Source organism: Mannheimia granulomatis (genome assembly GCF_011455695.1).
GTDB classification, from domain to species: Bacteria; Pseudomonadota; Gammaproteobacteria; order Enterobacterales; family Pasteurellaceae; genus Mannheimia; species Mannheimia granulomatis_A.
In genome coordinates, this window is record NZ_CP015030.1 from 2,026,480 (window position 1) to 2,041,830 (window position 15,351).

Sequence of the window (15,351 nt, forward strand, 5' to 3'; positions counted from 1 at the left end):
TAATTCAGACTTTTCCCATAACTTATCCACATAGGGTGTGTCACGCTTTTTAAGATAAATTTATTTTTTTCGGTTTCTAGAGTAGAATTTCTCTTAAATTGTTATTTAATCAATGTGCAAAAATGTCAGAAAAAACCACCGCTTGTCCTTGCCAATCAGGTAAAAATTACTCAGAGTGTTGTCAACCTTTTCATTTGAAAAAGCTCTTTCCAGAAAGTGCCGAGCAGCTTATGCGTTCACGTTATAGTGCTTATACATTAGTGAATATCCCTTATATTGTAGAAACTACAGTACCTAGTCAGCAGTCTTTGCTTGATCAAGCCGCGATGAAAGAGTGGGGTGAGGTGACGTGTTGGATGGGATTAGAAATTGTGAAACATCTATCTTATATTTCTAAAATTCACAGTAGGGTTGAGTTTAAAGCGTTTTTTGCAACACAGGAAGGCAAGCAAGTACACCACGAAAACTCGTTGTTTGTCCAAATGAATGGTAGATGGTTTTTTGTTGATCCAACTGTTCCTTTACCTTCAAAAAAGCAAAATTGCTTATGTGGTTCAGATAAAAAATTTAAACATTGCTGTGGTCATTATCTTTAATTTAATGTGGAACTCTTTTTTAAGTAAATTGACTAAATAAAAGAATTTAATCACTTACCAAGAGGAACAAAAAATGGATTTCAGCAAGATTTTAAATCAAGTGTTAGATACAGCAAAAGATGCTGCAACAAATGGATTAATTAAAGGTAATACCAAAAATGATCAAATAGCGAAAATTGGTGGAGGTGCTGCGGCTCTTGGATTAATTTCAATGCTTTTCGGTCGTAATGGCGGTTCAAGTTTAGCTAAATTAGGTTCTTTAGCGGCGCTTGGTAGCCTTGCTTACCAAGCCTATCAAAAATACCAAGCTCAAAATGCATCAGCATCTGAGTTAAGTCAAAACAGTTTTGAAAATGTTGATGCTAATGCGGCAAGTAAAGTTATTTTACAAGCGATGATTGCAGCGGCTGCGGCCGATGGTGCTATTACGGAAGATGAAAAGGCTACGATTATTTCACAAGTATCACAAGATGCTGAAATATTAGAGTGGATTAGCCAAGAGATGAATAATCCGGCTAGTGTGGAAGAAATTGCCCGCCAAGTTGGAAATAACCAAGCTTTAGCCACTCAAGTTTACTTAGCAGCTCGTGCGGTATGTACAAACTTAGAGCGTAAAGAAATTGTATTTTTAGCTAATTTAGCAAATGCATTAGGTTTACCGGATGCCTTAGTTGAACAATTAGAGAAAGATGCTGGTTTCTAATCTAGAACTATTTTAGATGCAAGCGGTTATATTTTGAGAGTTTTTTGCAAAAAACTTGTGAAATATGACCGCTTGTTCTTTTTATATAAAAACGAAATAAAATATTACTTTCTAGCAACCGTTTGCCCGTTTTTTATTTGATAACTAGATCACAAAAAAGTAAATAAAGCCTTTTAAATAAAGGCTCTTTGGGCTAATCTAAAAGGGATATATTTAATTACATTAGGAGTAAAAAAATGACTATTTTTCAAGTTGCCCAAAATTGGTTAGCGCAAGACCCAGATGCGGAAACCCGTGCAGAGTTAGAGAAGCTAATCACAGCTGCACAATCTGATGAAAAAGCGAAAGCAGAATTAACTTCTCGTTTTGATGGTCGCTTACAATTTGGTACAGCTGGGCTACGTGGTAGATTGCAGGCCGGCTCTCAGGGAATGAATCGTGTTTTAGTGGCTCAAGCTGCAGGCGGTTTAGCTGAATTTGTCAAAGATTATGATAAAGAGCCTTCGATTGTAATTGGTTACGATGGGCGTAAAAATTCAGATGTGTTTGCTCGTGATACTGCTGAAATTATGGCAGCTGCCGGCATTAAAACTTATTTATTACCTCGCAAATTACCTACCCCAGTGCTTGCTTTTGCAATTCAATATTTTGATACCACAGCAGGTGTAATGGTAACCGCAAGTCATAACCCACCGGAAGATAATGGCTATAAAGTCTATTTAGGTAAAGAAAATGGTGGTGGTCAGATTGTTTCCCCTGCTGATAAAGAAATTGCTGCTTTAATTGATAAAGTGGCAAGCGGTGATATTAGAGATTTACCTCGTAGCCAAGATTTTACCGTGTTAGATGATGAAGTGGTTAATGCTTACATTGAAAAAACAGCTTCTCTAGCAAAACAGCCAAAAGCAGAGATTAATTATGTTTATACCGCAATGCATGGTGTAGGCCATGAAGTATTAAGTAAAACATTAGAGAAAGCCGGCTTACCTCAACCGCATTTGGTGACAGAGCAGATTCAACCGGACGGTTCATTCCCGACCGTAAACTTCCCTAACCCGGAAGAAAAAGGTGCTCTTGATTTAGCGATTAAATTAGCAAAAGAGAAAAATGCAGAATTTATCATTGCTAATGACCCTGATGCTGACCGTTTAGCAGTTGCTGTTCCGGACGAACAAGGTAATTGGAAACCTCTTCATGGTAATGTGATAGGTTGTTTCTTGGGGTGGTACCTAGCAAAACAATTCCAATCGCAAGGTAAAAACGGTGTATTAGCCTGCTCATTAGTATCTTCTCCTGCTTTAGCAGAAATTGCAAAAAAATATGGTTTACAATCTGAAGAAACACTAACTGGCTTTAAATATATCGGTAAAGTCGAGAATTTGTTATTTGGCTTTGAAGAAGCACTAGGCTACTTGGTTGACCCTGATAAAGTACGCGATAAAGATGGTATTTCAGCGGCAATTACTTTCTTAGATTTAGTATGTAGCTTAAAACAAGAAGGTAAAACAATAGCAGATTATACAGCTGAGTTTGTGAAAGAATTTGGTGCTTATGTAAGCGGTCAAATTTCAATAAGAGTTTGCGATTTAGCCGAAATCGGTAAATTGATGGCTGCATTACGTAATACTCCTCCAGCTGAAATTGGTGGCTTTAAAGTAACTGAATTTATTGATCATACGAAAACAGAACGCCAAAATGATATTTTAGTGTTCATTTTAGAAAACGGCAGCCGTTTAATTGTTCGCCCATCCGGTACAGAGCCAAAAATTAAATTCTATTTGGATGCTAAAGGAACTGATGCCGAAAATGCGGAACTTGTATTAGCTCAGTTTGATGGAAGTGTACGTTCGCTTCTTCGTCAAGAGCAGTACGGAAAACAAGATTGTTAATTTAAGGTCTGGGCGAACTATGTTCGCCCATTTTATTTTCTTGTTTTGTGATCTCTTTCACAGTTCTAAAAATAACCAATTGCAATTATTTATTTTTTAGCTAAAAATTTAAACACAAGTTTAGAAATATAAACTTATGTTTATTGGAGGCTATTATATGACTGATAATGAGCGTGTTATTTTTGAACTTATTCGCCAAAATCCTTTTATTTCTCAACAAGATATTGCTGATAAAGTGGGTCTTTCTCGTCCTGCTGTGGCAAACATTATTTCAAGTCTGGTAAAAAAAGAATATTTGCTTGGTAAAGCTTATGTGTTTAACAAGCGAAATTCTGTGGTCTGTATTGGGGCTGCAAACCTTGATAAAAAAATTAAAACAAATCATGAATTACAAGGTTATACCTCTAATCCTATTACATCCAAAGTTTCTATTGGGGGCGTAGTTCGCAATATCGCTGAAAACTTAGGCCGTTTAGAACAAAATGTGATTTTAATTTCAACTGTTGGAAACGATCCTGAATGGTCTCGTATAAAAACACTATCCTCGCCTTTTATGAATACGGAATCAGTAATTATGATCGAGGGGCAATCAACAGGTTGTTATACCGCACTTCTTGATATTGATGGTGAAATGTATTTAGGCTTAGCAGATATGTCTATTTATGACCATTTCAAACCAGAACTTCTCATAAAGCAACAACAGTATTTACGCAATGCAAAATGTTTAGTCGTTGACTTAAATTGCCCTAAAGAAACCGTTGAATTTTTATGTGCTTATGCACAAAAACAACAGGTTAAATTAGTCATTATTGCGGTATCAGAACCTAAAATGAAAAACTTACCTAAACAGCTTTTGGGTGTGGATTGTTTGTTTCTTAATAAAGGAGAACTTGGCTCATTTGTTGGGCGAGTGCTGGATTCGGAAGATAAGCTAAAAGAGGCTGTAAACGAAGTTTTAGATTGTGGGGTAAAACAGGTTATTCTCACATTAGGTTCAAAAGGTGTGTTATTGGCGACTAAAAGTAGTTATCAATGGTATCCGGTAAAACCGTTGGAACCTTCGAAAGTGATTGATGTAACAGGTGCCGGAGATTCTTTTAGTGCGGCATTTATTGATACATGGCTGCAAGGTGAAAACGAGCAAAAATGCGTTCTAGCAGGTATGACGAATGCTTATCATACCATTCAATCTGAATTTACGGTTCGAACAAATTTAACTAAAGCACAATTACAAACTGAAATGGAGAACTTTTATGAATAAGTACTTAGTTTTATCACAAGAAGTTAAAGAAGGTATGGCAAAAGGTTTACCAATTGTTGCATTAGAATCAACGATTATCTCTCACGGTATGCCTTATCCGCAAAATGTAAAAATGGCTCGAGAAGTTGAGCAAATTATACGTGATAATGGTGCTGTGCCTGCAACTATTGCGATTGTTGATGGCCAAATTAAAATTGGTTTATCTGACGATGAATTGGAAATGTTTGGTAGTAGCAAAGGAATTGCAAAGGTATCACGTCGAGATTTAGCTGAAATTGTCGCCTCAAAACGTTTAGGTGCAACAACGGTTGCAACCACTATGATCGCAGCAGAACTTGCAGGTATTAAATTTTTTGTGACCGGTGGCTTAGGTGGTGTTCACCGTGGTTGGGAACATAATTTAGATATTTCAGCCGATTTAGATGAGTTTGCTCAAACGAATGTTACCGTTATTTGTGCAGGGGCAAAATCTATTTTAGATCTTCCTGCCACATTAGAATATTTAGAAACTAAAGGTGTGCCTGTTATTGGTTATAAAACGAAAAACCTACCAGCCTTCTTTTGTCGAGACAGCGGCTTACCACTACCACTTTCATCAGATGACTTACAACATATTGCCAATACGATTAAAGCTAAGTGGGAATTAGGTCTAAAAGGAGGTGTAGTTGTTGCAAATCCTATTCCTGAAGAACACGCGTTAGCTCCTGAATACATTGATAGCATTATTGCAAAGGCGGTTAAAGAAGCCGAGGAGAAAGGTGTTGTCGGCAAAGAGATCACACCATTCTTATTAGGTAAAATTGTCGAAATGACCGGTGGTAAAAGCTTAGAGGCTAATATTCATTTAGTCAAAAATAACGCTAAAGTGGGCGCTCAACTTGCTGTAAATTATTTTAATTCATAAAAAGATTGCCGTTTAGTTTTCTAAACGGCTGTTTTTTCATTGGGAGAATGATGTTATGGATATTTTAAATAGTTTATTTGGTATCTTTGTTTTGTTATTGATTGCATTTCTCTTATCAAATAACAGAAAAGCTATAAATTATCGTACTGTTCTAGGTGCACTTACTATACAAATAGGAATTGGTGCATTAATTTTGTATGTACCGGTCGGGCGAAATCTACTTATGGCTATTTCCGATGGTGTTGCTAAAATTATTAGTTTTGGTGCAGAGGGAATGAAGTTCCTATTTGGTGGTTTAGTTAGTGATAAAATGTTTGAGTACTTTGCCGGTGATGGCTTTATATTTGCATTTAGAGTTCTGCCACCAATTATTTTCTTTGCTGCATTAATCTCAACTCTTTACTATTTAGGTGTTATGCAGTTTATTATTAAGATTATCGGTGGTGGATTGCAGAAATTGCTAGGTACTTCAAAAGCAGAATCAACATCGGCTGCTGCTAATATTTTTGTTGGTCAAACAGAGGCTCCTCTTTTAGTTAAACCGTTTATTCAACAAATGACACAATCTGAGCTTTTTGCTGTTATGGTAGGCGGATTAGCCTCTATTGCCGGAGCCTCATTAGCAGGATATGCAGGTATGGGAATTCCATTACCTTATTTAATTGCTGCATCATTTATGGCTGCACCGGGAGGTTTGTTGTTTGCAAAACTATTATATCCACAAACTGAAAAAACAAATGATGATATTAAGTTAGTCGATGATGGTGAAAAACCGGCTAACCTTATTGAAGCAGCAGCATCGGGGGCTGCTTCAGGCGTACAACTGGCTATTAACATTGGTGGTATGCTTATTGCATTCATTGCGTTAATTGCGATGCTTAACTGGATTATTTCAGCACTTGCCGGGTTAGTTGGACAAGAAGGCGTAACAATGCAGTCATTGCTTGGTTATTTATTCCAACCATTAGCTTGGGCTATTGGTGTACCTTGGGAAGAGGCTCAAGTTTCAGGGGCATTAATAGGCGAAAAACTGATTTTAAATGAATTTGTTGCTTATGTGGATTTTCTGAAATATTTAAGCCCTGAATCTGCTATACAACTCAGTCCAAAAACAGTTGCTATAATTACTTTTGCTCTTTGTGGTTTTGCAAACTTAGGCTCAATAGCAATTCTTGTCGGTGGATTAGGTAGTCTGGCTCCAAATCGCCGTAGTGATATTGCACGATTAGGGATTCGTGCAGTAATTGCTGGTTCTCTTTCAAATTTAATGAGTGGTGCAATTGCAGGATTATTTATTGGTATTGGCGGCTCAGTAATGTAGATCGGGTAAATAAAGAGTGAGTGATATGCTCTCTCTTTTTCATATCATATAAATTAAGGAGAAAATAATGGCTCAAAAAATTATTTTAGATTGTGATCCCGGGCATGATGATGCGATTGCGATGATGTTAGCATGGGGAAATCCAAATATTGATTTATTAGCGGTAACCACCGTTGTTGGAAATCAAACGTTAGAAAAAGTGTCTCGTAATGCACTTGCAGTTGCAGAAATTGCCAATATTCGAAATATTCCCTTTGCGAAAGGCTGCTCGCGTCCACTAGTACGGGAAGTTGAAAATGCACCGGATATTCATGGTGATTCCGGAATGGATGGTCCCAAATTACCCGAACCTACTCAACAATTTTCAGACCAGCATGCAGCCAATTTAATTATTGATTTAGTGATGTCTCACCCTGAAAAAAGCATTACTTTAGTGCCAACAGGTGGATTAACCAATATAGCGTTAGCAGCACGGCTAGAGCCTCGTATTATTGAGCGAGTAAAAGAGGTTGTGTTGATGGGAGGCGGTTATCACACCGGTAACTGGAGTGCGGTTGCGGAATTTAACATTAAAATTGACCCGGAAGCTGCCCATATTGTTTTTAATGCCGGCTGGAAGGTTACAATGGTAGGATTAGATCTTACCCACCAAGCATTAGCTACGCCTGATGTTGTTGAACGCTTTGCTGCGCTTAACAGTAAGCCTGGGCAATTTGTGGTGGAGCTGCTTGAGTTTTTCGGCAAAATGTATAAACAAGCTCAAGATTTTGATGCTCCACCTGTACACGATGCTTGTGCTGTCGCCTATGTGATTGACCCAAGTTTAATTGAAGTACAACAAGTGCCGGTCAATATTGAATTAACCGGCACACATACGCTCGGTATGACAGTAGCAGATTTCCGTTACCCGCCAAAACCTTGTAATACTTGGGTAGCAAAAAAATTGGATAAAGAACGTTTTTGGACTTTGGTAATAGACTCAGTGAAAAATCTTAGCTAGAAATATACTAAATGTGTTAAGCGTTGGTATATTCCGCTTTATCATCCAACCAACGCTTAACTAATGCCTGTGCAAGCGGTGGATTTTCGACAATAATTTGCTTAGCGTAGTGCTGAACAAGCGGAATCATTTTGCGATCTCGCATTAAATCAGCCACTTTAAACTCTGCTATTCCGGTCTGTTTTGTACCTAAAATTTCGCCTGTGCCACGAATTTCTAAATCTTTTTCTGCAATGAAAAAACCGTCTTGACTATCTCGCATTACTTGTAAACGTTTACTAGAAATTTTGCCAAGAGGTGGTTTGTACATCAGCACACAATGGGAAGCAGTTGCCCCACGTCCAACTCGTCCTCGTAACTGGTGAAGTTGAGCCAAGCCTAAACGCTCGGAATTTTCAATAATCATTAAGCTTGCATTTGGCACATCCACCCCCACTTCAATTACTGTGGTGGCGACCAATAAATCTAATTCTGCTGCTTTAAACGAAGCCATAATTTCTTGCTTTTCCTGTGGCTTCATTCGTCCGTGTACCAATCCAATGCGTAAATCCGGCAAGGCTCGTTGTAAATCTTCGGCAATGGCTGCGGCTGCTTGGGCCTCTAGCACTTCCGATTCATCAATTAAAGTACAGACCCAATAAGCTTGGCGATTTTCTTGTTTACAGGCTTGATAAACCCGTTGCACAATTTCTGCTCTCCGATCTTCAGAAATCACCACAGTGGTAATTGGCGTTCTACCTGGTGGTAACTCATCAATAATGGAGGTGTCTAAATCTGCATACACTGTCATCGCTAAAGTTCTTGGAATCGGGGTTGCTGTCATAATAAGCTGGTGTGGATAAATATCCTGTCCGTTACTATTTTTTGCCCCTTTTTCTCGTAGCGTTAAGCGTTGATGTACACCGAAACGATGCTGTTCATCAATAATCACTAAGGCTAAATGATGAAATTCAACCGCCTCTTGGAAAAGAGCATGCGTGCCTATAATCATCTGCACTTCGCCATTTTTTATTGCGTCAAGTTGCGCTGCACGGGCTTTTCCCTTCACCTTGCCGGCAAGCCAGCCTACTTCAATACCAAACGGTTTGAGCCAATTAGTAAAATTATTAGCGTGTTGCTCGGCTAAAATTTCAGTCGGAGCCATTAATGCGACTTGTTTACCGTTATCTATTGCTAATAATGCAGCTAAGGCTGCAACTAAAGTTTTCCCTGAACCTACATCCCCTTGAACCAAACGCATCATTGGTGATGATTGGGCTAAATCACGCTCAATATCTGTAGTTACTCTGCTTTGAGCAGAGGTTGGTTGGAAGGGTAAGCTCGCTAAAAAGCGAGATTTTAAATCTGTTTTATAGGTCAGCGGTTCGGCAAATTGTTGTTTCACGCCTAAACGAAGCTGCTGCATTGCTAAATTGTACGCGAGTAGCTCTTCAAAAATCAGCCTTTTTTGAGCAGGATGTTCGCCCTTTTCTAAAATTTCAGCTGAAATTGTCGGTGGTGGGCGGTGCAATAATTGCAAGGCTTCTTTAAGGCTATATTTATGTGGATTGTATTCATCTGGCAACAGTTCTGCCACTTTAACATTATTTAGTACTGCCAAGGCCTGCTCAGTCATTTTGCGTAGTGAAGCTTGTTTTAACCCTTCAGTGGTGGAATAAATAGGCGTGAGCGTTTCAGCAAGTTCAAGTGGTTGATTATTACGGATAATTTGATATTCAGGGTGATGAATTTCTGCCATAAAACGCCCACGTTTTATTTCGCCAAAGGCTTTCACCCGAACGCCGGTGGCAAGACTGTTTTTCATTCCGGCATTAAAATTGAAAAATTTCAGCATAATTTTGCTTGTACCATCAGAAAGGGTAACAGACAAAATGGGGCGTTTACCAAACTGCACTTCGGTAAGCTGAACATAACCTTCAATAGTCGAAAAACTTTCCGGGCGAACATCGGCAATGGGTGTAATACGAGTGCGATCTTCGTATCTCATTGGCAGATGAAATAACAAATCTTGCACGTTATTAATGCCTATGCGGCTTAATTTTTCAGCGATTGCCGCACCAACACCCGAAAGGGCGGTTAAAGGTATGCCATCTAATAATTGTTCACTCATTGTTTTACGGGATTAACTTCATCAATTTAATAATAATTTACCACCAATCGGGAAATTATGAATGAATAATTTTGCAAAAAAACTTGAAAATTTGACCGCTTGCCCCATCTATTTTACGTTTTTAATTCAAAAGGAATAGATAAAATGAGCCAAAACCAAGAAACTCGTGGCTTCCAGTCGGAAGTCAAACAGTTGTTGCAACTGATGATCCACTCTCTCTACTCCAACAAAGAAATTTTCCTGCGTGAGCTGATTTCTAACGCCTCAGACGCAGCGGATAAACTGCGTTTTAAAGCCCTTTCCGAGCCGTCTTTGTATGAAGGCGACGGCGAACTGCGGGTGCGTGTGTCGGTCGATGAAACCCTTGGTACGATTACGATTGCCGATAACGGTATCGGGATGACTCGTGAGCAGGTGATCGACCATTTAGGGACGATTGCCAAATCCGGCACGAAGGAATTTTTAAATACTTTAGGTGCAGACCAAGCCAAAGACAGCCAGCTAATCGGTCAATTCGGTGTAGGTTTCTACTCCTCGTTTATCGTGGCGGATAAAGTCACTGTTAAAACCCGTGCGGCGGGCGAAAGTGCGGAAAAAGGCGTACTGTGGGAATCGGCGGGCGAAGGCGAGTATTCCGTTGCGGATATTGAGAAAAAAGAGCGTGGCACGGAAATCACCTTGCATCTGCGTGAAGACGAAAAAGAGTTCCTGAGCGAATGGCGTTTGCGTGAAATCATCGGCAAATACTCCGACCACATCGGGCTGGCGGTTGAAATTCAGACCAACGAATACGATGACGAAGGCAAAGCAAGCGGTCAAAAATGGGAAAAAATTAACAAAGCCCAAGCCCTTTGGACACGCAGTAAAAACGAGATTAGTGAAGAGGAATATAAAGAGTTCTACAAACACCTGAGCCACGATTTTGCCGACCCGATGATTTGGAGCCACAACAAAGTCGAAGGCAAACAGGAGTACACCAGCTTGCTCTATGTACCGAGCAAAGCCCCGTGGGATTTATTCCAGCGTGAGCAAAAACACGGCTTGAAACTCTACGTTCAGCGTGTGTTTATTATGGACGATGCCGAAGTCTTTATGCCGAACTATCTGCGTTTTATGCGTGGTTTGCTCGACACCAACGACCTGCCGCTCAACGTCAGCCGTGAAATTCTACAAGAGAACAAAGTGACCCAATCGCTGCGTTCCGCACTCACCAAGCGTGCCTTACAGCTTTTAGAAAAACTGGCAAAAGACGATACCGAAAAATACGCCCAATTCTGGAAAGAATTTGGTTTAGTGCTGAAAGAGGGCGTGGGCGAAGATTTCGCGAATAAAGCACAGGTGGCCGGCTTGCTCCGTTTTGCCTCGACCCACAATGACAGCAGCGAACAAGCGGTCAGTTTTGCCGATTATCTTGCAAGAATGAAAGAGGGGCAAAAAGCGATCTACTACCTCACTGCCGATAGCTACGCCGCTGCAAAAAACAGCCCGCACTTGGAGTTGTTCAATAAAAAAGGCATTGAAGTGCTGCTGCTCTCTGACCGTGTCGATGAGTGGATGTTAAGCTACCTCACTGAGTTTGACGGCAAGCCGCTGCAAAGTATCACAAAATCCGACCTCGACTTGGGTGATCTTGCCGACAAGCAGGAAGAAGAGGTGGAGAAAGCCCAACAAGCGGAGTTTGGTTCGTTCTTAGCGCGTGCCAAAGGCTACTTCGGCGAACGTGTCAAAAACGTGGTACTCACCCACCGCTTAACCGACACGCCGGCCGTGGTTTCGACCGACAGCAACGAAATGACGACTCAAATGGCAAAACTCTTTGCCGCTATGGGGCAGCAAGCACCTGAGGTCAAATACACCTTTGAACTCAACCCTGATCACCCGATGATCAAAAAAGTGGCGGATATTGCCGATGAAGCCGAATTCAACGACTGGATCGAACTGCTGTTTGAACAAGCGTTGCTGGCAGAACGTGGCACGCTGGAAAACCCAACGGCGTTTATTAAGCGAATTAACAAACTTTTAAATTAAAAAAGTGCTATTAAAAAAATCCACCTTCAATAAAGGTGGATTTTTTCGTTAATAAATAAAATTTTTTATTATTTCTTATTTGTTTCTGGATTTTTCTCCGCTTTTTGCTCTCTTTGACCTTCTAAAGATTGCTCTTCCGGAGTTGCTTGTTCTTTATGTGGTTTTGGTTCTTTTTGACCAACCGCTTTTGATAATTCTTCAGGTGTTGTTTGTTGAACCAATGGTTTTGGTTCAGGTTTCGTTGATTCTGTAGTGCTTTTTGGAGTCGCTTGAGTCTCTGGTTTTTGTTCATTAGCTAATGTTTTTGAGGCGTCCTGTTTTTCGCCAGATTGCTCTTGATTTGTTTGCGGAAGAGCAGATGGCTGCTGCTGTTGCTGGCCTTCTAGTGATTGCTCCTCAGGCAAGGCTTGCTGCTCGTTTGGTTGCGGAGTTTGTTCTGTTTCTTTCGCTTGCTGAACAGATTCCTCTTTAGTTACAGGCGGTAGGGGTTCTGCTTGTTTTAGTTGCAGTTCTTTATGCTGTTCTGCTGTTTGTTGAGATTGCTGAGATTCTGTTTTTACCGGCTCAACAGACTCTGCTTTTTCTTCTTTTTTCTCATTATTGCCGACAAGATAAGTGCCGCCAATCAATGCTACTAGAACCAGTGCAATTAATAAAAATACTCTAGCCATTGTCTCTCTCCTCAATTGAATTTTTCTTATCCTAACATTTTTTGAACTCAATACACAACAAGCGATCTGTTTTAAGTAAAAATTTGCAAAAAATAAAATTGAGTATTTATAAAGCAATGAGCGGTTAATGGTTGTTCTGTGTGGGGCTAAAAATCAAACAGGGTATTCGGATAAAAATATAAATAACAGCTTACAAGCGGTTATTTTTTTATAGGATTTTGCAAAATTTTCTGAAAATCTAACCGCTTTGTTTTAAAATAGACAAATTTTTCAAGCTTTTAAAATTACAAGAGATAGGAATAGCAATGCGTACAAGTCAGTATTTATTTTCGACCCTTAAAGAAACCCCGAACGATGCTCAGGTGGTTAGTCATCAATTAATGTTGCGTGCGGGTATGATTCGCCCGATGGCATCAGGTTTATACAACTGGTTGCCGACCGGGATTCGTGTGTTGAAAAAAGTAGAAAATATCATTCGTGAAGAGATGAACAAAGGTGGGGCGATTGAAGTGTTAATGCCTGTCGTTCAGCCGGCTGAATTGTGGGTGGAGTCTGGTCGTTGGAATGATTACGGTCCGGAATTGCTGCGTTTTAAAGATCGTGGTGAGCGTGATTTCGTGCTTGGTCCAACGCACGAAGAGGTGATTACTGATTTGGTTCGCCGTGAGGTCTCTTCTTACAAACAACTTCCGTTAAATCTTTACCAAATTCAAACTAAATTCCGTGATGAAGTGCGTCCACGTTTCGGTGTGATGCGTTCGCGTGAATTTGTGATGAAAGATGCCTATTCTTTCCATACTACCAAAGAGAGCTTACAAGAAACCTATGATGTAATGTATCAGGTTTACAGTAACATCTTTACCCGTCTTGGCTTAGATTTCCGTGCAGTACAGGCAGATACGGGGTCTATCGGTGGTTCGGCCTCTCACGAGTTCCAAGTATTAGCCTCAAGCGGTGAAGATGATGTAGTGTTTTCAACCGAGTCTGATTTTGCCGCCAATATCGAATTGGCTGAAGCGGTTGCAGTGGGCGAACGCCAAGCTCCAACGGCAGAAATGCAATTAGTGGATACGCCAAATGCGAAAACCATTAATGAATTAGTGGAAAATCACGGTTTAGCGATTGAAAAAACGGTGAAAACCTTGATTGTAAAAGGCTCAACTGAAGAACAGCCACTTATTGCTTTAGTAATTCGTGGTGATCACGATTTAAATGAAATCAAAGCTCAAAAACATCCGTTAGTGGCAGATCCACTTGAATTTGCTGATGAAGCGGACATTAAAGCAAAAATCGGGGCAAGTGTGGGTTCATTAGGGGTGATTAATTTACCTATTCCTGCCATTATTGACCGCTCGGTCGCATTAATGTCTGATTTCGGTTGTGGTGCGAACATTGACGGCAAACATTATTTCAATGTGAACTGGGAGCGTGATGTAGCAATGCCGGAAGTGTTTGATTTACGTAATGTGGTGGAGGGCGACCCAAGCCCGGATGGCAAAGGTGTGCTTCAAATTAAACGTGGTATCGAAGTAGGGCATATTTTCCAATTAGGTAAAAAATATTCTGAAGCAATGAAAGCGACAGTGCAAGGTGAAGACGGTAAACCGCTTGTGATGACAATGGGTTGTTATGGTATTGGCGTAACTCGTGTGGTAGCGGCTGCGATTGAACAACATCACGATGAACGTGGTATTATCTGGCCAAGTGATGAAATTGCACCATTTACGGTGGCGATTGTACCGATGAATATGCACAAATCTGAACGCGTTCAGGCGTTTGCAGAAGAGCTTTATTCAACCTTAAAAGTACAAGGTGTGGATGTGATTTTTGATGATCGTAAAGAACGCCCGGGCGTGATGTTTGCGGATATGGAATTAATCGGCGTGCCACATATGGTGGTGATCGGCGAGAAAAATCTCGAAAACGGTGAAATTGAGTACAAAAACCGCCGTAATGGTGAAAAACAAATGATCGCTAAAGACCGCTTGTTAGATTTCTTAAAAGAGAACGTAAAAGCGTAATTTGCAAATTTTTACACAAAAATGACCGCTTGTATTCGCTACAAGCGGTTTTTTACTAAAAATAGGCTAAAACTTATTTTTGCAAAATAGTTTTTATTAATAACGCCAATGCAGCCGCGTCATCAACAAGCCCTAGTGGACCTAATATTGCTTCAGGTAAAATATCAACCGGACTAAACATATAAACTAAGATAATAGCAATCTTAATCCATTTTATTTTATCCGTTTTAGCTTTATTCATTTTGCTAACCTATAATTTTTCGACAAAAGAGGGTAACCATTCCTCAGCAGTTGCATCATGATCGAAATTATTTGTTACATCAATGCGTAACGATTCACACACTTGGTTTGCGCCTCTTGCCTTAAGAGACTCTTCCACAATATTTACGGCATTGCAGAAAGTATCATAATCCGAACTACCTAAGCCGATTACGCCAAATTTCATTGAGCTGAAATCTGCTGAACTAGCAGCTAAATCGTTAAAAAGTGGTTGGATGTTATCCGGCAACTCTCCCGCACCGTGGGTGGAGGTTACCACAATTAAATGAGCTTTCCCTTCAATATCTGAGAGGGTTGCTTGGTTAAATAATTCCACCTCAAAACCTTGGCTGCTTAATACATCATTAATGTGATCGGCAACATATTCTGCCCCGCCTAAGGTACTGCCGGTAATAATGCAAATAGATGTCATAGAAAATCTCTTGTTAGAAATAGTGATGAATATTCTAGCGAAGATGGGGTGGTTTGCAAATTATTCTTTTCCCCTTACTTATATAGATATAGGAAATATAGTTTTTCAATATAGTATATCTGTAAAATTATTTGAGAAAAAATGATCGGAAATTTG

Annotated in this window: 13 protein-coding genes; 9 read left to right on the top strand and 4 right to left on the bottom strand. The window is 40.0% G+C overall.

Annotated features, from left to right (window positions below; all coding sequences use genetic code 11):
- Window positions 1-122: 122 nt before the first annotated feature.
- The 7 genes from A4G16_RS09820 to A4G16_RS09850 all read left to right on the top strand — a co-directional run bounded on the left by A4G16_RS09820 (window position 123) and on the right by A4G16_RS09850 (window position 7,674).
- Window positions 123-596 (top strand): YchJ family protein, encoded by a 474-nt coding sequence (locus A4G16_RS09820; protein ID WP_165889687.1) that lies wholly within the window; start codon window positions 123-125, stop codon window positions 594-596.
- Window positions 597-669: 73 nt separating this feature from the next.
- On the top strand, window positions 670-1,299 hold the full coding sequence (locus A4G16_RS09825; RefSeq protein WP_027073508.1) for a tellurite resistance TerB family protein: 630 nt from the start codon (window positions 670-672) through the stop codon (window positions 1,297-1,299).
- 236 nt (window positions 1,300-1,535) lie between these two features.
- Window positions 1,536-3,188, top strand: coding sequence for a phospho-sugar mutase (locus A4G16_RS09830; RefSeq protein WP_165889688.1), 1,653 nt, complete (start codon window positions 1,536-1,538; stop codon window positions 3,186-3,188).
- A gap of 157 nt (window positions 3,189-3,345) precedes the next feature.
- Window positions 3,346-4,449 carry a carbohydrate kinase gene (locus A4G16_RS09835; protein WP_165889689.1) on the top strand — a complete coding sequence of 368 codons (1,104 nt, stop codon included), beginning with the start codon at window positions 3,346-3,348 and terminating at the stop codon, window positions 4,447-4,449.
- Window positions 4,442-5,353, top strand: coding sequence for a pseudouridine-5'-phosphate glycosidase (locus A4G16_RS09840; protein WP_165889690.1), 912 nt, complete (start codon window positions 4,442-4,444; stop codon window positions 5,351-5,353). Before A4G16_RS09835 ends, A4G16_RS09840 begins: the two co-directional genes overlap by 8 nt.
- Window positions 5,354-5,408: 55 nt before the next feature.
- Window positions 5,409-6,674 carry a NupC/NupG family nucleoside CNT transporter gene (locus A4G16_RS09845; protein ID WP_165889691.1) on the top strand — a complete coding sequence of 422 codons (1,266 nt, stop codon included), beginning with the start codon at window positions 5,409-5,411 and terminating at the stop codon, window positions 6,672-6,674.
- Between the two features lie 67 nt (window positions 6,675-6,741).
- Window positions 6,742-7,674 carry a nucleoside hydrolase gene (locus A4G16_RS09850; RefSeq protein WP_165889692.1) on the top strand — a complete coding sequence of 311 codons (933 nt, stop codon included), beginning with the start codon at window positions 6,742-6,744 and terminating at the stop codon, window positions 7,672-7,674.
- Window positions 7,675-7,690: 16 nt separating this feature from the next.
- Here A4G16_RS09850 and recG read toward each other — a convergent pair whose 3' ends face one another.
- On the bottom strand, window positions 7,691-9,784 hold the full coding sequence (recG, locus tag A4G16_RS09855; protein ID WP_165889693.1) for an ATP-dependent DNA helicase RecG: 2,094 nt from the start codon (window positions 9,782-9,784) through the stop codon (window positions 7,691-7,693).
- A 144-nt stretch (window positions 9,785-9,928) separates the two neighbouring features.
- Between recG and htpG the strand changes: the two genes are divergently transcribed.
- A complete protein-coding gene (gene htpG / locus A4G16_RS09860) occupies window positions 9,929-11,812 on the top strand; it encodes a molecular chaperone HtpG (protein WP_165889694.1) in 1,884 nt (627 codons plus the stop codon).
- A gap of 68 nt (window positions 11,813-11,880) precedes the next feature.
- Here the strand turns inward: htpG and A4G16_RS09865 are convergent, their stop codons facing one another.
- The gene (locus tag A4G16_RS09865; protein WP_165889695.1) at window positions 11,881-12,483 is read right to left on the bottom strand and encodes a hypothetical protein; all 603 of its coding nucleotides are present in this window, start codon (window positions 12,481-12,483) and stop codon (window positions 11,881-11,883) included.
- 305 nt (window positions 12,484-12,788) lie between these two features.
- Between A4G16_RS09865 and proS the strand changes: the two genes are divergently transcribed.
- Complete coding sequence (proS, locus tag A4G16_RS09870) at window positions 12,789-14,504, top strand: proline--tRNA ligase (RefSeq protein ID WP_165889696.1); 1,716 nt, start codon at window positions 12,789-12,791, stop codon at window positions 14,502-14,504.
- Window positions 14,505-14,577: 73 nt separating this feature from the next.
- Here proS and A4G16_RS09875 read toward each other — a convergent pair whose 3' ends face one another.
- Window positions 14,578-14,745: a DUF1232 domain-containing protein gene (locus tag A4G16_RS09875; RefSeq protein ID WP_080686571.1), complete on the bottom strand. Its 168-nt coding sequence runs from the start codon at window positions 14,743-14,745 to the stop codon at window positions 14,578-14,580.
- A 9-nt stretch (window positions 14,746-14,754) separates the two neighbouring features.
- Complete coding sequence (gene mioC / locus A4G16_RS09880) at window positions 14,755-15,195, bottom strand: FMN-binding protein MioC (protein ID WP_165889697.1); 441 nt, start codon at window positions 15,193-15,195, stop codon at window positions 14,755-14,757.
- Window positions 15,196-15,351 lie beyond the last annotated feature (156 nt).